The organism is Mucilaginibacter sp. 22184 (genome assembly GCF_052045695.1).
GTDB lineage: Bacteria > Bacteroidota > Bacteroidia > Sphingobacteriales > Sphingobacteriaceae > Mucilaginibacter.
In genome coordinates this window covers 256,626-275,406 of the sequence record NZ_JBQEPI010000001.1, presented here as the reverse complement: position 1 = coordinate 275,406, position 18,781 = coordinate 256,626, and the positions used below count along the sequence as shown (strand labels likewise).

At 42.9% G+C, this 18,781-nt stretch carries 18 protein-coding genes; 11 read left to right on the top strand and 7 right to left on the bottom strand.

The features are described 5' to 3' along the window. Nucleotides 1-52: 52 nt before the first annotated feature. Nucleotides 53-1,615 carry a M28 family metallopeptidase gene (locus tag ACTJKG_RS01110; RefSeq protein WP_172336090.1) on the top strand — a complete coding sequence of 521 codons (1,563 nt, stop codon included), beginning with the start codon at nucleotides 53-55 and terminating at the stop codon, nucleotides 1,613-1,615. Between the two features lie 108 nt (nucleotides 1,616-1,723). Here ACTJKG_RS01110 and ACTJKG_RS01105 read toward each other — a convergent pair whose 3' ends face one another. Then, complete coding sequence (locus ACTJKG_RS01105; RefSeq protein WP_440738115.1) at nucleotides 1,724-3,127, bottom strand: MBL fold metallo-hydrolase RNA specificity domain-containing protein; 1,404 nt, start codon at nucleotides 3,125-3,127, stop codon at nucleotides 1,724-1,726. A gap of 255 nt (nucleotides 3,128-3,382) precedes the next feature. On the opposite strand from ACTJKG_RS01105, the gene ACTJKG_RS01100 reads away from it, so the two are divergent. Together ACTJKG_RS01100 and ACTJKG_RS01095 are read left to right on the top strand one after the other, a co-directional pair. Beyond that, nucleotides 3,383-3,754 (top strand): BlaI/MecI/CopY family transcriptional regulator, encoded by a 372-nt coding sequence (locus ACTJKG_RS01100; RefSeq protein ID WP_076371720.1) that lies wholly within the window; start codon nucleotides 3,383-3,385, stop codon nucleotides 3,752-3,754. A 2-nt stretch (nucleotides 3,755-3,756) separates the two neighbouring features. After that, on the top strand, nucleotides 3,757-5,748 hold the full coding sequence (locus ACTJKG_RS01095) for a M56 family metallopeptidase (RefSeq protein WP_172336092.1): 1,992 nt from the start codon (nucleotides 3,757-3,759) through the stop codon (nucleotides 5,746-5,748). 66 nt (nucleotides 5,749-5,814) lie between these two features. Here the strand turns inward: ACTJKG_RS01095 and ACTJKG_RS01090 are convergent, their stop codons facing one another. Continuing rightward, nucleotides 5,815-5,952, bottom strand: coding sequence for a hypothetical protein (locus ACTJKG_RS01090; protein WP_440738114.1), 138 nt, complete (start codon nucleotides 5,950-5,952; stop codon nucleotides 5,815-5,817). A 315-nt stretch (nucleotides 5,953-6,267) separates the two neighbouring features. Between ACTJKG_RS01090 and ACTJKG_RS01085 the strand changes: the two genes are divergently transcribed. Continuing rightward, nucleotides 6,268-6,678: an SPW repeat domain-containing protein gene (locus tag ACTJKG_RS01085; protein ID WP_440738113.1), complete on the top strand. Its 411-nt coding sequence runs from the start codon at nucleotides 6,268-6,270 to the stop codon at nucleotides 6,676-6,678. 104 nt (nucleotides 6,679-6,782) lie between these two features. On the opposite strand, the gene ACTJKG_RS01080 is transcribed toward ACTJKG_RS01085, so the two are convergent. Further along, complete coding sequence (locus ACTJKG_RS01080) at nucleotides 6,783-8,069, bottom strand: BamA/TamA family outer membrane protein (RefSeq protein ID WP_172336095.1); 1,287 nt, start codon at nucleotides 8,067-8,069, stop codon at nucleotides 6,783-6,785. A 617-nt stretch (nucleotides 8,070-8,686) separates the two neighbouring features. On the opposite strand from ACTJKG_RS01080, the gene ACTJKG_RS01075 reads away from it, so the two are divergent. From ACTJKG_RS01075 to ACTJKG_RS01065, 3 genes are read left to right on the top strand one after another with little or no spacing between them, the layout of a single operon-like run. Further along, a complete protein-coding gene (locus tag ACTJKG_RS01075) occupies nucleotides 8,687-9,625 on the top strand; it encodes a pentapeptide repeat-containing protein (RefSeq protein WP_440738112.1) in 939 nt (312 codons plus the stop codon). 11 nt (nucleotides 9,626-9,636) lie between these two features. Then, nucleotides 9,637-10,398, top strand: coding sequence for an ABC transporter ATP-binding protein (locus tag ACTJKG_RS01070; RefSeq protein WP_172336097.1), 762 nt, complete (start codon nucleotides 9,637-9,639; stop codon nucleotides 10,396-10,398). Between the two features lies 1 nt (nucleotide 10,399). Further along, nucleotides 10,400-11,173, top strand: a complete 774-nt coding sequence (locus ACTJKG_RS01065) for an ABC transporter permease (RefSeq protein ID WP_172336098.1) — start codon at nucleotides 10,400-10,402, stop codon at nucleotides 11,171-11,173. 227 nt (nucleotides 11,174-11,400) lie between these two features. Here ACTJKG_RS01065 and ACTJKG_RS01060 read toward each other — a convergent pair whose 3' ends face one another. The 4 genes from ACTJKG_RS01060 to ACTJKG_RS01045 form a co-directional block, all read right to left on the bottom strand. Next, nucleotides 11,401-11,904, bottom strand: a complete 504-nt coding sequence (locus tag ACTJKG_RS01060) for a hypothetical protein (RefSeq protein WP_440738111.1) — start codon at nucleotides 11,902-11,904, stop codon at nucleotides 11,401-11,403. A gap of 1 nt (nucleotide 11,905) precedes the next feature. Then, on the bottom strand, nucleotides 11,906-13,081 hold the full coding sequence (locus tag ACTJKG_RS01055) for a chromate transporter (protein ID WP_440738110.1): 1,176 nt from the start codon (nucleotides 13,079-13,081) through the stop codon (nucleotides 11,906-11,908). After that, entirely contained in the window at nucleotides 13,081-14,070 is a 990-nt protein-coding gene (locus ACTJKG_RS01050) for a DUF1259 domain-containing protein (RefSeq protein ID WP_440738109.1), read from the bottom strand. Before ACTJKG_RS01050 ends, ACTJKG_RS01055 begins: the two co-directional genes overlap by 1 nt. A gap of 63 nt (nucleotides 14,071-14,133) precedes the next feature. Then, nucleotides 14,134-14,991: a chromate resistance protein ChrB domain-containing protein gene (locus tag ACTJKG_RS01045; protein ID WP_440738108.1), complete on the bottom strand. Its 858-nt coding sequence runs from the start codon at nucleotides 14,989-14,991 to the stop codon at nucleotides 14,134-14,136. A 974-nt stretch (nucleotides 14,992-15,965) separates the two neighbouring features. On the opposite strand from ACTJKG_RS01045, the gene rplM reads away from it, so the two are divergent. From rplM to tsf, 4 genes are all read left to right on the top strand, one after another. Continuing rightward, on the top strand, nucleotides 15,966-16,403 hold the full coding sequence (rplM, locus tag ACTJKG_RS01040) for a 50S ribosomal protein L13 (RefSeq protein WP_166092725.1): 438 nt from the start codon (nucleotides 15,966-15,968) through the stop codon (nucleotides 16,401-16,403). 26 nt (nucleotides 16,404-16,429) lie between these two features. After that, nucleotides 16,430-16,816, top strand: a complete 387-nt coding sequence (gene rpsI / locus ACTJKG_RS01035; protein WP_076371737.1) for a 30S ribosomal protein S9 — start codon at nucleotides 16,430-16,432, stop codon at nucleotides 16,814-16,816. Between the two features lie 18 nt (nucleotides 16,817-16,834). Beyond that, complete coding sequence (rpsB, locus tag ACTJKG_RS01030; RefSeq protein WP_440738107.1) at nucleotides 16,835-17,695, top strand: 30S ribosomal protein S2; 861 nt, start codon at nucleotides 16,835-16,837, stop codon at nucleotides 17,693-17,695. Nucleotides 17,696-17,920: 225 nt separating this feature from the next. Beyond that, nucleotides 17,921-18,772: a translation elongation factor Ts gene (gene tsf, locus ACTJKG_RS01025; RefSeq protein WP_172336105.1), complete on the top strand. Its 852-nt coding sequence runs from the start codon at nucleotides 17,921-17,923 to the stop codon at nucleotides 18,770-18,772. The last annotated feature ends 9 nt before the right edge of the window (nucleotides 18,773-18,781 follow it).

The following is an 18,781-nucleotide window of genomic DNA, read 5'->3' as shown; positions in this document are numbered from 1 at the left end:
CTGATGATTAATAAATAGATTTGTTATTGACTGATCACATAATTTATTATTCATGAAATTAAAACTACTTTTTTCATGCCTCATTTCTGCAGGCATTACCTTACCTGTATTCGCACAGGAAACCGTTGATCCGGCCATTGTTCAGAAGATCCGCGAGGAAGGTTTAAACCACTCCAAAGTAATGGAGACCGCGTTTTATCTCACAGATGTTTCGGGCCCGCGTCTGGCTAATTCGCCGGGTTTGCGCCGCGCTCAAAATTGGGCTGTTAATCAATTGAAAACGTGGGGCCTGGCCAACGCCAAGCTGGAGGCCTGGGGCAAATTTGGTAAAGGCTGGGAAGTTCAAAAAAACTATGCCGCTATTACTTTGCCTTACTATCACGCCATTATCGCCATTCCTAAAGCCTGGACACCGGGTACCGGCGGTTTGATCAAAGGAGATGTGGTAGTGGTAAAAGCCGATTCGGCTGCCGAGTTAGATCAATATAAAGGTAAGCTACAGGGCAAGGTGGTTATATTTGATACCAAGCCGCTTGTTGAACGCAGCTTTAAAGTAGATGCCGCCCGTTATACCGATGAGGAGCTTGCCGAAATGGCCAATGCTACCGCGCAGCCAGCCGCCGGGCGCAGGCAACCCGATGCCAACTCGGCGCAATTTGCCGCTATGCGTAAGCTACGAGCGTTCCAGACTACTTTAAGAACATTTATACATGACCAGAAAGCCGCGCTGATACTAAGCCAGGCGCGTGGCACCGATGGTACCGTATTCACCACCAATGGCGCGTCATATGCCGATACCGCGAAAGCTGTATCACCCGAGCTGGAAACCAGCAGTGAAGATTATCAGCGTATTTTACGCCTGGCAAAGGCAGGTCAGAAAGTTGAGCTGGAAGCTGATATCAAAACCCAGTTTTTAACCGACGACCTGCAGGGTTATGATGTGGTAGCCGAAATTCCGGGTACCGATAAAAAATTAAAAGAACAAGTGGTCATGATAGGTGGTCACCTGGATTCATGGCATGCAGCTACCGGCGCTACAGATAACGCGGCAGGCAGCGCGGTAATGATGGAAACTATGCGTATTTTAAAAGCCATCAATTTTAAACCAAAGCGAACTATACGCATAGCATTGTGGAGCTCGGAAGAACAAGGTTTGTTTGGTTCACGCGGATATGTACTGAACCACTTTGGCGATCCTAAAACGATGCAATTGAAACCAGAACAGGCCAAATTATCGGCTTACTATAACCTGGACAATGGTACGGGAAAAATACGGGGCATCTACCTGCAGGGCGACTCAGCAGCCGGGCCAATATTTAAAACCTGGCTTGAGCCTTTTAAAGACCTTGGTGCTACAACCCTAACTATCCGAAACACCGGTGGAACGGATCACCTTTCGTTTGATGCCGTAGGTATTCCCGGATTTCAGTTCATCCAGGATGCTATTGACTATGGTTCACGTACGCACCACAGCAACCAGGATACTTATGACAGGTTGATCGAAGACGATCTGAAACAAGCTGCTACTATTGTTGCGTCTTTTGTATATAACACTTCGGAGCGTACCGAAATGATACCGAGAAAAGTATTGCCGAAAGTGCAGCCAGCTAATTAAAATATAAATTTTGTCATTCTGAGCGGAGCGAAGAATCTAATCTTCCCCATGATCTGGTAGCGGATAGATTCTTCGCTCCGCTCAGAATTACAATTTGGATTATTTGCACTATTCCAGTTCTACTTTCAAGTGCTGGTAAGGGATCTCAACATTCTTAAATCCCGCCTCTTTTAGTTTGGTACTAAAGTGCTGCTGCACTTCATACTCGCCATGTACCAGAAATATCTTTTTAACTTTTTCGGCGTCCTGGCAAGCCAGAAAATGGAGCAGGTCGTCATAATCGCCGTGGGCGCTCATAGATTTGATCGACCTTACCTCGGCTTTTACCTCATATAATTCACCGTAAATATGTACTTCATGGTCGCCATTGAGTAAGTGTCCGCCCAGGGAGTTCGGTTCGCAGTAGCCTACCATCAAGATAGTGTTTTTATAGCTATTGATATTGTTTTTAATGTGGTGTTTTACCCGGCCAGCCTCGGCCATGCCCGATGAGGAGATGATAACACAGGGGCGCTGGTCGTTATTCAATGCTTTTGATTCTTCGGTCGATTGTACAAACCGTAGGCCCTTAAACCCAAAAGGATTGGCATCTACTTTCAGAACTTCCTTAACACCCTTGTTATATACTTCGGGGTGGTTCATAAGCACCTCGGTTGCTTTTTGTGATAGCGGGCTATCTACATAATAATTTACATCGGGTAACACACCTCGTAGTTCCAGTGCATTTAAGGCATACAATAATTCCTGGGTACGACCAACACTAAATGCCGGAATGATCACTTTCCCTTTTTTGATCTCGCAGGTTTGTCTGATAATATCCAGTAAAGCATCTTCAATCGGCCCCTGTTCTTTATGAAGCGAGTCGCCATAGGTAGATTCCAGCAAAATATAATCGGCCTGTTCAAATGTTTCCGGGTCATTCAACAGCAAATCGTCATAACGGCCAACATCGCCGCTAAAGGTAATATGAGTGATCTTGCCATCTTCCAGTATAGATAAATGAACTGCGGCACTGCCCAAAATATGCCCGGCATCCGTAAAGGTGAGTTTTACCCGAGGAGTTATTTCGTACTCTTCATGATACTCTACAATTTTAAACAAACGCAGGGCTGCCATCGCCTGCTCATCTGTATACAACGGCTCTAATAGCGGCTGACCTTTCCGGGCACGGTGCTTATTACTATAGGCTACATCCTGCATTTGTATATGAGCCGAATCAAGCAACAGTATCCTGGCCAGATCCATTGTTGCCGATGTACAAAAGATGGGGCCATCAAAACCTTCGGCTACCAGGCGTGGGATCAGCCCACAATGATCAATATGCGCATGTGAGAGTATCAGGTAATCGACCTTTTTAGGGTTGAATCCCAAATGTTCATTAAGGTCTTCAGAATGCTCACCCATACCCTGGAACATACCGCAATCCAATAAAATGGATGTTTCGTCCTTAAGCCGGATCAGGTGCTTGCTACCGGTAACGTTACGGGCGGCGCCATGAAAAGTTATATTCATTTATAATAGGTATGAAATTACTAACGAAGATGCACAATAAAGCGGATAAAACCATCATGAGCTAAAGCTCTGCAACCGGAATGTATAAAACGACTCATGATAGCTTCATCACCTTAAAAAACAATTTACTCTGATGAAAAATAAAAACTAAAACTTTAGTTGTTATTTTCGTTTATAGTATCTAACTTAGATTAACCAATTGGATAATTTGATGCAGTGTTGGTTAATGCATCAAGAAAATTTACACAATGTACTATGGAAATTAAAGAATTAACGCGCGCCGAAGAACAAATTATGCAGGTATTATGGCAATTGGAAAAAGGGTATGTAAAAGATGTGATCGATCAACTGCCCGAACCCAAACCCGCTTATAATACGGTGTCTACCATTATCAGGATATTGGAAACAAAAGGTTTTGTAGGGCACGAGGCATTTGGTAAAAGCCATCAGTATCATCCCATAGTAAGCAAAGATCAGTACCAGAATTTTGCTGCCGATAAGTTATTAAGTGGCTACTTTGATAACTCGGTGAACCGGATGTTATCCTTTTTTGTAAAAAAGGAAAAAATAGACCTGAAGGAGGCTGATGCCATTATGAAACTGATTGAAAAACTTAAAGACCAATAGTTATGAGCTGGTGGCAATATTTATTACTGGTAAATATTTACCTGGTATTGTTTTATGTATTTTATGTTTTACTGTTGCGGAAAGAGACCTTTTTTCAGCTTAACCGCATCTACCTGGTAACGGCCGCGTTACTATCGTTCTTTATACCAATGATCCAGGCAGATTGGGTGCAAAATCTGTTCATCACGCAACAGGTAAAATATACGATATACAGCAGTCCGGTAATCATTTACAGTTTTAAACCTGTTGCCGCCAGTCATATTAGTATTGGTCAGATACTGGCCGTTTTATATGGCGCTGGTATTTTGTTTTTATCGGTAAGGCTCATCTGGCAGCTTATCAAATTAAAAAGGGTGATCAACCAACCGCAGGCAACTGCCGCTTACTCTTTTTTTGGTATGGTACGGCTGGATGAAGCGAGTTCAAATAACACCATCATTGAGGCTCATGAGCAGGTTCATGCGCAGCAATGGCACTCGGCCGATGTAATGCTGATTGAACTGGTTATGATTGTTAACTGGTTTAATCCGGTAGTATATATGTACCGTTTTGCTATTAAACACATTCATGAATACATTGCCGACAGGCAGGCTGTACAAGCTGGCACCAACAAAGCCGAATACGCCTTATTACTGCTGAGCCAAACATTTGAATCGCCGGCACATCAGCTGGTTAATCCATTTTTTAATCACAGTTTATTAAAACAGCGTATTATCATGTTACAAAAAAATAAATCACAACGTATATCGCTCATTAAATACGGTCTCTCTGCTCCTTTGTTTATACTGATGCTTATTTTATCATCAGCAACCATCAACAATAGCAAACCGGTTTCCGTTATCAATAGAAGCGCTCACCAATTATTTACCACGCCGGCCGCGCCTGTGCTTTTAGCGGATGTTTTGCGTGAAGATAAAGCCTTAGAAAAGAAGGAAAGCGCGCATGTTGCTCGCGAAATTGAGATAGATACCGTCCGGAAAAAGAACCAGGTATATACCTCGGTTGAAAAAGTGCCCGAGTTTCCGGGAGGACTTGAAAAATTTGGTGCATACTTAGGTAAGGCCATCAAATATCCTAAAGTTGATCGTGAAAACAATGTACAAGGCAGGGTTATTATAACTTTTGTGGTCGAAAAAGATGGCGCCCTATCCGGATTAAAAGTAACAAGAGGCGTTAGTAAAACGATAGATGCCGAGGCGCTTAGGGTACTGAAAAATTCACCTAAGTGGATTCCTGGTATTGAAAAAGGCAAAAAGGTAAGGGTTCAGTATTCTGTTCCTATCAGTTTTGCTTTAGTATCTGATGATAAGCCCAAAAGCGACCAAACCGGGCAGGTATTTACTTCCGTTGAACAAGTACCCGAATTTCCGGGTGGCCTGGAGGCTTTTGGGAAATTCCTGGGGGATAATGTCAAATATCCTAAGGCCGATCGTGAAAAAGGCATCAAAGGTCGGGTTATTGCCACCTTTATTGTTGAGGCTGACGGTTCGCTATCAAATATCAAAGTTACCCGTGGCCTTAGCGAAGCTATAGATGCAGAAGCGGTACGGGTATTGGACATATCACCTAAATGGAAACCGGGTATACAAAACGGCAGGGCCGTACGGGTTCAGTATTCTGTTCCGATCAGTTTTACCTTAGACAATGATAAATCGGGCAAGCCGGGGTCGGATAAATTGGGAGCAACAGGAGTAATTCAGAATAAAAATGAAGTTAATATTATTGCTCAAAGCACAAATAAAACACTTAGCAATCCTTTAGTTATTACTTTTCGTGACAAGAATGTCCTGCAGGCTGATCCTTTATATGTATTAGATGGCAAAGTGGTTGATAAATCTGATATGGAGTACATAATTCCTAGCACCATCGAAAGTGTAGCTGTATTAAAAGATGCAACTGCCACATCACTTTATGGAAAAAGAGGTGCAAACGGAGTCATCCTGGTCACTTTAAAAAAGCAGAAAGATAAATCCGAACAGCCGAAAAATAATTGATAAAGCCTAAACCAAAAGCAAAAGCCTTTCATAGTTGAATATGAAAGGCTTTTGTGTTTAAGTGGGTTACTTTTTCTTTTTACCTGCCTCAACTATTGGTTTCACAACATCCTTTTTACCCGATTGGTATTCTGATGGTGCTTTTTTGCTGCCCTCGGCTGCGGGCTTCTTTTTTTCCTTAACGGCTTGCTTGTCTTTGCTCATAGCTTTATATTTTTTTAATGTTTAGTTATAACAGGATGCTGATATTTACATCTGTTATTAAGTGCTGTTCACGTTGGTATTTTCCGGATCAATTCAGTTGATGTCCGGTTTAGAGAAGAAAATGATTGCATTAATTTAAAAACGGTATATCTTTGAGCGTTTTTAGGGCAACCAGTTAAAGGTAGCTTATTTAAATTGATTATAGCTTTTTATATTATGCACATTTTAGTACCAAATGCCTGTATAATTGTTTAGCTTTGACACGATTTTTGATACACATATATTTATACAGATAAATTATACAATTCGTTTAAAATGAAAAGTTTTATTTCACCAACACTTTATGCGACTTTTAACTACGTGATCGCTATAGTATTATTGACTTCGCCATGGTTATTTGGTTTTGGAGGTCATAAAATAGGAGCTGCTTTATTGTTACCTATGATCTTAGGATGGTTCCAATTGATCATGGCTATTTTTAGCAACCACCAGTTTGGTTTTATCAAACAATTCCCTTTACAGATGCATTTTTTCCTGGATGTATTTGGTGGCTCATTCCTGTTTTGTTCACCATGGATATATGATTATGCTCACATAACATTTTGGCCACAGGTTATTATGGGTGGCTTACTGGTGATTTTTGGTGCATTTACCAAAGGCTCAAGATTTACAACTCCACCAGTTCATCATCATGATGGCGGTTTGGCTACACTTTACCAAAACTAAGCAATAGCTAAAATATTCCTCAAAAGAGGCGCAAATTTTGCGCCTCTTTTGTTTTACCAGGTATCTGTATCGTAAAATTGATGGCCCTGTTTGGGGCCTTTATATTAAAACACTTCATTTAGCCCCAAAAAGAAGCCGCTCGAGCCATAGCTGCCCCGGCCATAATCAATACAGAGGTTAGAGCGGGTATATTTGTTGAACAGCAAACGTAGCCCTACCCCTGCTCCTGGTTCCCAGTATCGGAGCAATTTAATATTACGCTGATTATTGGCCGATTCGATATTGACAAAAGTAACACCGCTTAGGAGTTTGTTGGTGGTTATCGGGAAGCGGTATTCGGCTTCATTATACACAAAAGACATGCCTTTAAAGCGGCCAATAATAAATGCCCTTCCGATACGGCCATAAGCATCGCTGCCCGTACCAGGCAGATCAAGGTAAGGGAGGGAGCCGCTAAGCAGGTAATTGGCCCAATGCCAGAAAGCCAAAACTTTCTCGGGGTTACTGTCAGACAGGCTCCAGTATTTCCTGAATTCAACCCTCAGTTGCAGGGCTTTACGATCGCTGCCGAGCCAGGTTTCATTTTCTTTTAAAATAATATCGGCATAAATACCCCGGAATGGCCGGTTGGGCTGATCGCGGTTATTAAACTGAAAGTTTACCAATACACCATTGGCCGCATAAGCGTCCGGCGAATAGCCGTTTTTAATACTGTACCGAAAGTTATGGGTGGCTGTTATCGGGATGTTTTTTCGGTCGTCGTCAATATGACTGTAAAAGTTAAAACTGAGCCCCGCTCCCGCATAAATATGGTTGGCCAGTTTGCGGTATATGCGCTCATTGATCTTGATATAGGTATACCGCACGGGGTATTCATCGGGATTGTTTTCGTAATGCTGGCCGCCCATATGAAAATCGCCCTCGCCAAAGCTGCGGCGGCCAGTACCCAGGCCATTATCTTTTGCTATAGTTTTACCAATTTGCATCACCCCCTGCAGGTTCCACCTGTTTTCGGACGAGAACGCGTTGTGCTTGAACTCAAACGTAGAGAGCTTATTGGTAGAGATATATGCCCCCGCGTTAATTACCGACATGGTAGTATTTTCGGGGTTGCCAAAATACTTGCCGCCCGATGTAATAGCCCCTATAGCAAAACCCACGCTGGGATTATAGGCTGCTGATGGTAATACCGACCAGGTGGATGGCTTCTTTTTTTTACCGGTATCTACTTTGGAGGGCTTACCACTGAAGAATGAACTCAAAATGCCATTGGCATCCCGCTGGTTTTCCAGTGAATCGACTGTGACAGTACTCTTTTGCGCCAACAGGATGTTCGCGCTCAGGAGCAGCAGGCATAACATAAGCGCATAGCGGTAAACAGACGGGGTCAATCAGTTTAATTATTTAGAGTTGAGCTAATATAGAATTATCTGGTTACGATTTAAATACTACCCCGATAATTGATTGTTAAATTTTAAGAAACAGTAGCCGTTAAAACTTTTTAAACCTTGAATTTTAACAAATTTTGACCAAAAACGGCCTGTTTTGCCTCAATAAATGTTTTAAAAACATCGATTTTAACATTTTTTAACAAAATTCCAACATGATTTTTGCGTGTTTTTGAAACTTTAAAAAGTATTAATTTTCTGATTATCAATGAGCTGTGTTGGCATTGGCTAATTTGGGGCCTTGTTTTGATCTTAACAAAACAGCCCGGTTAGCTTGTAGAACGCTAACCGGGCCGGCATTGATATAAAGATACGAAAATTTTGGGAGAATGGCCAATCTTATGCCAAACTTGTTTCGATGTCCAATAAGTAAGGTATTCGGTGTGATTTTGTTCAATTTGTAAGCCGAAACATTTGAATGCGTTATATACTACTTATGGTTACTGAAAAGCAACCATAAGTAGCGGGTTTACAACTAATATGATCTGGATTTGTGCAAAATCTGGCTAAGATGCTGATTACCTTTGCTATGTCGAAAGACTAAAACAAAAGATTAGTATATGGACACAAAAATGATAGGTAACAAAATTGCAGTGGCGCGGAAGAAAATCAACATGTCGCAAGCCGGCCTTGCCGCACATGTATTTGTAAGTGCGCAAGCGGTTGGCAAATGGGAACGCGGAGAGTCGCTGCCAGATGTTATAACTCTAAATCAACTGGCAAAAATCCTGGGCGTTGATCTTAACTATTTTTCAGAAAATCAGCAACCTCCAGAAGATGTAAGACTTTATAAGGTAGCCGCTAACGGTGATGTAGATCAAACAAAACAAGAGATAGCTGACCCATCAGACCCTGGGGAACTACAATTGCTGACAAATTTTAGTGGGAGCGATTTAGTAAAGAGTGACTTTGCGGGTGTTAAAGCGCATAAAAGCAAATTTAATGGGAGCGCGCTGCGTGGTTCTGACTTTACAAAAGCTGATTTGACCGGCAGCTCGTTTAGCGGTAGCGATATACGTGCAGCCAATTTTGAAGAGGCGAATCTGACGGATTGTACATTATCTGTAAGCGACCTTACGGAGGCTCGCTTTAACAAGGCTATCCTGGTGCGAACAGAATTCAGCAGATCGGCATTAACCGGTGCGAAATTTAGCAATGCTAAATTGATTGATGTAAAGTTAACCAAGACAGACCTGAGGCAAACAATATTCGAAAATTGTGTTTTTGATGGGGTAGATTTTAATTACTCCGATTTAAGCGGGTTGTGTTTTGATAAACAAGTTTTTACCGGTGTTAAATTCCACAATTCCGCGTTAACCGACGTCAGTTTTAATGGCGCGACGTTAAATTGTGTGTCGTTTCGGTCGCCATACGCACTCACCAACAGATATTACCGTGCAATAAAAACCATCCGTTTCGACGATGCAATGATGGATAAATTGACCTACGCCACACTCAAAGGGCTGGGGGCTGATCTGTCAAAAGTCACATTTATTTAAAAGAGAATCATATGCAGAATGCAATTCGAGTGAAAGGGCTGCAAAAGTCCTATAGGCAGCTCCATGTCCTGAAAAATGTAGATTTTGAGGTGGAAAAGGGCAATATTTTTGCCTTGCTTGGCACCAACGGTGCAGGAAAAACCACCATTGTTAAGATCCTAACCACACTGCTGAAGAAAGATGGCGGGCAGGTTACCGTAAATGGATTTGATGTAGCTTCAATGCCCGCCAACGTGCGGCAATCGATCAGCCTGACAGGGCAATTCGCCGCGGTGGATGAAGTTTTGACCGGCCGGGAAAACCTGGTCATGATTGCCCGGTTACGACATCTAAGCCAGCCGCGCGAGGTAACTGATGATCTGCTGCAACGTTTCGGTTTAAGTGATGCGGCTGATCGGAGGGCTTCTACTTATTCTGGCGGTATGCGCCGCAGGCTCGATATCGCTATGAGTTTAATTGGGAACCCACAAATTATTTTCCTGGATGAGCCAACCACCGGTCTTGACCCCGAGGGACGTATTGAAGTCTGGAAAATTATTAAGGAACTGGCCGGCAGTGGTACAACGGTATTCCTCACTACGCAATATTTGGAGGAGGCAGAACAGCTTGCCAGCCGGATTGCCATTCTTCACGAGGGTGAGATTATTGTAAGTGGCACCCTTGCCGAATTGAAAAAGCTTTTTCCACCGGCAAAGGTTGAATACATTGAAAAACAGCCGACACTGGAAGACATATTTCTTAAAATCATTGGTAATAAAAAGGAGGATAAATAAAATGGAAACCATTAAGATGAAGAACTACTTTTTTATAGACATGGGCGTTATGCTCATCCGCTCTATGCGTCATGTTTTCCGTAGCCTGGACACCATCATCACGGTTACCATTATGCCTATCGCCATGATGCTTTTGTTCGTTTACGTATTAGGTGGTGCTATTAAAACCGGTACGGATAAATATGTGAATTACCTGTTGCCCGGCATACTGCTGGTTGCCATTGCAAACAGTGCAGGCTATGTATCTTACCGCCTGTTTTTGGATAAGCAACGGGGCATATTCGAGCGCTTTCACTCCATGCCGATAGCACGGTCGGCTCCACTGTGGGGGCACATGCTCACCTCGCTTGTATCCAATGCGATCTCGCTTGTGGTGATCATTCTCGTAGCGCTTTTAATGGGGTTTCGTTCATCAGCAGGTTTTCTATCGTGGCTTGCTATAGCCGGAATACTGGCTCTGTTTACACTAACGCTAACCTGGATCGCGGCGATTGCCGGGCTATCCGCAAAATCGGTGGATGGTGCAGGAGTAATCGCCTATCCTATCCATTTCCTGCCATTAATCAGTTCTGCATTTGTACCCACCACATCGATGCCAGCGGGTGTTAAGGCCTTTGCCGAGCACCAGCCGGTGACACCAATAGTTGAAACCATCCGCGCACTGCTTTATAATCAGCCGGTAGGCAACCAGATATGGGTAGCCCTGGCATGGTGCATTACAATTATGTTTTGTGCTTATCTCTTTGCGATGCGTGTTTATAGAAAACGGTTGTGAAGATTATTTTTGCCGGTAGGATTACAAGGAATATCCTGGGAATGAATTTTTTAACATGTCATCCTAAACCACACCTATCTCTCCTGAAATAGCAACTTTGAGATTAGCTTTACTCATAACAAAACAGCCCGGATAGCTTATTCAACGCTAACCGGGCTGCTGATTTATATAGATATACAAAAATTTAGGGAGAATAACCAACGCCGTGTCGAGCTTGGATAATAAAGTTAAAAAGAAACGCCCAATTGTAATCCCGTACCGATTGATGTTGGCTGATCATTGCCGAACCTTACCGGAAACGGAACGGAAATAAAAAAGCTGGCAACCTTACCCTTTTTAATAATCTGGTTAAATACGGGCGTTATCCCAAAGCGCCCATTGGTTTCAAAGGCCATTCGTCCGATAAAGGTAAACCCATGCCTAAAACGGAACATGGCGCCAGGATGGAATAGTACAGTGTTCACCTTTGATATATTCTTTTCCGTGCGGATAGCTGGAGCAACTTCAAAGCTGACACCGAAATGATCGCTCTTTAAAATATTGACGCCAAAGGGAAAACCTATGGTATAAACATTCCCGAAGTTACTGGTAAACCCATTTTTTGTCCAGCTGCCAACTGGATTGAGGATACTAAAATAACCTGTTACTTTTGGATAAGTGTTGGGCTGCTGGGCGAAACCTATTCTAAAAAAAATCAATAATAACAACGTTGTGGTAAGGCGTTTTGGCATATTAAAGTGTTTTGATCAGGATGCCGATGATTGCGGCGAGCCCGATGATATAAGGTTCCTGTAGCTTTTTGATATAGATGAGGGCTAAAACGGCAGCTAAGCCAATCAATGCGGTTGGAATATCTATGATGGAACGCAAGCCGATAACAATAACTGAGCCAACCAAAGCCCCGATCACGGCAGCCGTGATACCATCTACAAAAGCTTTGATGCTGGTATTCTTCGCTATCTTCTTAAATGAAGGCGCAAGAGCAACCGTAAATAAATAACATGGTAAAAATGTAGCTAAAGCGGCCACACAGGCGCCTGGAAACCCGGCCACCAGATAGCCGATAAAGCCAACCGTGATCACTACAGGGCCTGGCGTGATCATGGCCACAGCAACTGCGTCTATAAACTGGTGTTCGTTCAGCCAGCCAAACTCTTTAACCACCCCGCCATGCAGGAAGGGCACGATAGCCAGGCCGCTGCCAAAAACAAATGCCCCCGCTTTAGCGAAGAACCAGGCGATCTCTTGCAAGTTTTTGCCGTCGTATTTCCAGAAGCCCGTACCGACCAATATGCCGGTTGGCAAAACGGAGCGTTTTTTGAGCCATTGCGGTGGTGCTTTGATAACCATATATAAAATACCACAGGCCAGGAATAAAAGGATCTCCTCGCGTTCCGTAATGACCGTAACGACTATGCCTGTTATATAAAATAACCATAACAGCCACTTGGATTTCATCGCCGCAGGTTCAAATTTACTGATGGACTTAATGGTTAGCTTATAGGCACTCATGGTAATAATACCAATTACAGCCGCCCCTACACCATAGAAAACCGCCTGCATCCAGGCTAAACCACCATATAACTGGTAAGCCATGCCTAACAGCACCACCATGATAAATGATGGCAACACAAAAGCCAAACCGGTTAATGTAGCGCCAATCAGTCTGTAGTGTACAAATCCGATATAAATACCCAACTGCGCAGCTAAAGGCCCTGGCGCCAGTTGTGCTAAGGCCAGACCCTCTTTATATTCTTCCTCGGTTAGCCAGCCCTTATCTTCCACCAGGTCGCGGTGCATATAGCCAACCAAAGCTACCGGCCCGCCAAAGCCCCAGGTACCCAACTTCAGGAAATAAATAGTAATATCCCATAGGGAATAAGCCGGTTTAACAACCTGCTCTTTCATTACATTTTCATATTACTCATGTCTCCGTTTTTTTTGCCCAGCACATCTAATGCTGCCCTAAACCCCTGTGCCAGTGTAGTGGCATTACCACGGCCATAATAATGCAGGAAGATCATGTGGGGATCATCGCCCAGCATGTGATTATGCACGGCTACCACTTCGAGGTTATGCGCCCGCAACGTTTCGATCACGCTGTTCACTTCACCTTGCAGCATGGCTATATCTCCCGCGATATGCGCATCATCCTGCCTGCCTGCAAAGGATGCCCAACTGTTCAACCCGATGTTGGTGGTCATTTCCACACCCATCGCCATAATCTTCAGGTCGGCCCTGCCAATGGTATACTTGTAAGTGGGGCCGTTTACGGTTCCCGTGTACCTGACAATGGCATCCAATGCCGGCAGGTCAAAGTTCTCTTTGCCGGTAATGGTAGCTGGTGCAGTTGGCACGGGCTGGTTAGCCGGGAATAATTTACTATCCCTGATCGTATCGGCGTACTTTTTAGCTAGCTCGGCTACTGTACCGATGCCATGGATGTGCATATAAAAGATGCGTGGTTCTTCGTAAAAAAAGTGGTTATGGATAGCGGCTATCTCTAAACCGTTAGCATGGGCAGCAGAAATCAGCGGGTTAACTTCTTCCATTTGTAATACCGTGTCGCTCATCACCATAGCAGATTTGCCGTCGACGGTTTTCTTGAACGATACCCAGCCGCCGAAACCAAAGGGAATAGGTATTGGTTCACCTTTGATCTTCATCCTGAGGTCGTTGCGTGGTAATGGTGTGGTATAAACCTGCTCGGTATCTTTGTAGCTGCCTTTCTTACCTAAAGCAGTATCAATAGCCGCTATCTCATCGGCTGTTAAAGGCGGGGTTTTGCCTGGTGGCAGCGTAACTGAATTGGCATAACTAACAGGCAATAGTAAAGCTGCTCCCAAAACGGCGCTAGCCTGTAAGGCTTGCCTGCGGGTGTATTGGTTTGTTTCCATGAGATGTATTGGTTAAAATGCAATACTACCCACTTGGTAAATCTTTAAATTGTATGGATTTGACTATTTAGTATCCTTTTTACTTTTACCACTATTCCTTTTGTAAACGGAAGGGTTTTCGCCGGTCTGTTTTTTAAATATCCGGGTAAAATGGCTCTGATCTGAAAAGCCGGTGAGGTACGCAATTTCTGTCAGTGAATAATCAGTGGTATCCATTAAGCTTTTGGCTTTGTCAATGCGCAGCTTACGGATATAATCACCAAAGGAAAGGTTATCAAAATATTTGGAGAACTCACGTGACAAGTAGGCCGGGTTGATCTCCAATTCATCAGATAGCTGTTGCAGACTCAGGGTCATATTGGTATCCAGCTGATCCTGGATTATCTCTTTGAGCTCTTTAGCCCATTCAGGTGCTTTTTTAGACTTGCTTTGTTTGATATACTTATTAAATACTTCGAGCAGCATTTGCTCAACCGGGCCTGCCTGTGTATGTTTTAGTTGGTGCAGGTGTTTGGCCCAACTGTACAAGCCATCATAAATGGTCATCCCCAAATCCAGCAATTCCTGGTCGTTTTTAATATTGTAAGCTAAACCAGAAAAGATCGCTTCCAGCCCGGCAGATTGTGGCGCAAAATCATGGCGGTCAGTATCCGCGCCCCTAACAATAGCGGCGATCCTGTTTAATGCCGCGTCTTTAAGCTGGTGCTTTTTAATAAAGTAGTCGAAAGTACATTGATCTTCGTAATGGGTGTATTCCACATGAGGGAGGTCAAAAGGAGTTGCGCCCAACTCATTGGCCTTTAGCAATACTTGGTCAAACGGCACAAAAATGATCTCTGCTTCGGCGTCAATAAAGCGCCTGATCAGCCAGGGACAGGCGATGCGGTCGATCTTCGGGCGTTCACGGGTGATCCATTTCATTTATTACAATATTAGCGATAAATGTAATCAAGAATATTTAGCGTCTTACCAAAAGTGAGGAACGAAGCAATCTCTATGCTATACAGGGCGGCTTTACTAAGCGTATACCCGCTCTTGGCCGCGGGAGGGCCAGTCACGTTTTTCGTTGTGGTTTGTTTTTTTTGGTACTCAAGAAGGCTTCGCCGTATGTAGCCACAAAAGTAACCAAAAAGGCTTCAGCAGAAATGCTTCCTTGCGCTCACAGGCCTTTGCCCTGCAAATCGGGCAGAACCAGGGCTGCAATTATTTTGCCCTACTTCGTTCGCACATCGCCCTGCGCTTCAGCAAAAACTTGCTATGCCCCGCAGCCGCACAGGCCAGCATTGTTCTGCCCGCTTTCGCCCGAAGCTTATCTGCTGACGGGGAAGAAGATTTATCATATACTATTATTATTTTGTCATGCTGAACGGAGTGAAGCATCTATTATTGAGCTTTTCAATTATAGAATAGATCCTTCGTGCCTCAGGATGACAAAAACTTTAATCGAATAAAGAGGAAATCAGGGTAATCTTTTAATCCGAAAAATCAAGGTTCAGACAAACCTCGCGTTAGGGATCGCAGCGGATACCGGCCTGTGGCTAATGCCTGAGCAGTATGAGCGGATAGCCCGGGCCGCAGGCAACGCCATTAATTCAGATTTCGGAATTAAGATGTTTGATTTCGGATTTATTTGTGTTCTTTTTGTGGATTAGGATTTCTTGAAAAATAATGCTCTTTAATAAATGTATAATCTTCAGAAAACGGGTAATCATGCCAATCCTTAAATCCTAAAAACGGCGCAGCCCTCAACGGAGTTGATCAAGGTTCAGACAATACATTAATTTCCATTGCAATATTTTCCTCAAAACCATTTGTTAATAACATAAATAGCTGTATCTTTGCAGTCCCGAAAATGCGGGGTATAATAAACGTTTAAACAATTTAATTTAAAGCAAGTGAATACGTTAAGTTACAAAACTGTCTCAGCCAACAAAAAAACCGTTAACAAACAATGGGTTGTTGTTGACGCACAAGGCGAGATTTTGGGGCGCTTGTCTACAAAGATCGCAATGATCATTCGTGGAAAAACCAAGCCAGATTTCACCCCGAACGTAGACTGCGGTGATAATGTAATAGTTATCAATGCAGACAAGGTAAAGTTGACCGGAAACAAATTAAGCGCTAAGCAATATGTTTCTTACACTGGTTATCCAGGTGGTCAGCGTTTCATTTCTCCTAAGGAGTTAATGGCAAAACATCCAACACGCGTAATTGAAAAAGCGGTGCGTGGTATGTTACCTAAAAATCGTTTGGGTAAAGCATTATTTGGTAATCTGTATGTATATGCAGGTTCTGAGCATCCTCATGCAGCACAAAACCCAACAACCATTTAACTTTTTATTTTTAAAGGAGAAAAAAAATGCCAACAACTAACACTTCAGGCAGAAGAAAAACAGCCGTTGCCCGCATCTACCTTTCAGAAGGAAATGGTGCGATCATCGTAAACGGTAAAGATTACAAAGAGTACTTCCCAACATTGCCATTACAATACATCGTTACTCAGAGCACTGAGGTTTCTGGTTCAACCGGAAAATTTGATGTTAAAGTAAATGTTGCAGGTGGTGGTATTAAAGGACAGGCAGAAGCCGTTCGTTTAGCTATTGCGAAAGCCATTGTTGAACTTGATCCTGAAAAGAAACCTTCACTACGCGCTAAAGGTATTATGACCCGTGACGACCGTATGGTTGAGCGTAAAAAACCAGGTCGTAAGAAAGCACGTAAGAGATTCCAATTCAGTAAACGTTAATCAAAGGAGGACAACAAAATGGCAAGAACAACATATCAGGATTTACTGGATGCAGGTGTACACTTTGGTCACCTTACCCGCAAATGGGATCCGAAAATGTCACAGTACATTTTCATGGAGCGCAACGGTATCCACATTATCGATTTAAATAAAACCTTAACTAAGGTTGAAGAAGCTGCTGCAGCTATAAAACAAATTGTAAAATCAGGCCGTAAGGTATTATTCGTAGCTACAAAGAAACAAGCGAAAGATATCGTTGCCGATTATGCAAAAAGCGTAAACATGCCATACATCACCGAGCGTTGGTTAGGTGGTATGTTAACTAACTTTGCAACCGTACGTAAGTCGATCAAAAAGATGTCAAACATCGATAAATTGACTAAAGACGGTACTTACAGCAACCTTTCTAAAAAAGAGCGTCTGATGATTCAGCGTGAGCGCGTTAAATTGGAAACCCTTTTAGGTGGTATCTCTGATCTGAACCGTTTACCTGCTGCATTATTCCTGATCGACGTTAAGAAAGAGCACATCGCGGTTTCTGAAGCATTAAAGTTGAACATCCCTACATTTGCTATGGTTGATACCAACTCTGATCCTTCAAACATCGACTTCCCGATCCCGGCGAATGATGATGCTACCAAATCAATTTCATTGATCACCAGCATTATCATCAAAGCTATCGAAGAAGGTTTAGATGAGCGCAAACGCGAAAAAGAAGACGAAGCAGAAAAAGAAGCAGCAGCTGCTAAATCAAAAGCTGATGCTCCTGAAGTAGCTGACAGAGCTGAAGGTGGTAAAAGAGCACGCAAAACTGCTGAAGTAGCAGACGTTGTGGCTGATGCCGATACCGAAGCTCCTGCTGCCGAAACAGAAGAGTAATATTGAAGTCGTAAGTACGAAGTCGCGAGTCTGAAGTATTTAGACTTTGGACTTCATACTTACGACTTTTTAACTTTTATGGGCTGCAGGATTATAAGTTTATGCTTGTAATTGCAATTTACAGTCCATAGTTTTAATATTAAAAATAGTTGCAGGTTATACAGGCCAACTAATTTTGAGCCTAAACTCACAACCGATAACATAAAACTTAAAATTCAAAAAAACATGTCTACAGTACAAATATCTGCAGCCGACGTAAACAAACTGCGCCAGCAAACTGGTGCCGGTATGATGGATTGCAAAAAAGCATTAACCGAAACTAACGGTGATTTTGAAGCAGCTATCGATTTTTTAAGAAAAAAAGGTGCTAAAGTTGCAGCAAGCCGTCAGGACAGAGAATCAAACGAAGGTGTTGTTATTTCACGCACTTCTGCTGATGGTAAAACCGGTGTGATCATTGAACTAAACTGCGAAACTGATTTCGTGGCTAAAAATGCTGAGTTTATCGCTTTTGCTAACGAAATTGCAAACAAAGCGGTTGAAGCTCAACCAAAAACTATTGAAGAGCTTTATGCCCTTTCTATAGATGTTGATGCGGCTACCACTACTATTGGTGAAGCTGTTATTGACAAAACCGGTAAAATTGGTGAAAAAATTGGTGTATCTAAATATGAAGTGATCACCGGCGAAAAAATTATCGCTTACATCCACGGTAACTTCCGTTTAGGTGTATTGGTTGCTTTAAATGCTAACCCGGCTGGTGCTGACGAGGCTGGTAAAGACGTAGCGATGCAAATTGCTGCTATGAACCCTATCGCAGTTGATAAAGACGGTGTAGATGCATCAGTAATTGAGCGTGAGCTTGAAATTGCTAAAGATGTGATCCGTGCAGAAGGCAAGCCAGAAGAAATGGTTGAAAAAATTGCTGCCGGCAAATTGAACAAATTCTATAAAGACTCAACCCTGTTAAACCAGGAGTTTGTAAAAGACTCTTCAAAAAGTGTTGCTCAGTTCCTGAGCACTATTGAAAAAGGCTTAACAGTAACCGCCTTTAAGCGAGTAGCTTTAGGAGCTTAAATATTTTAT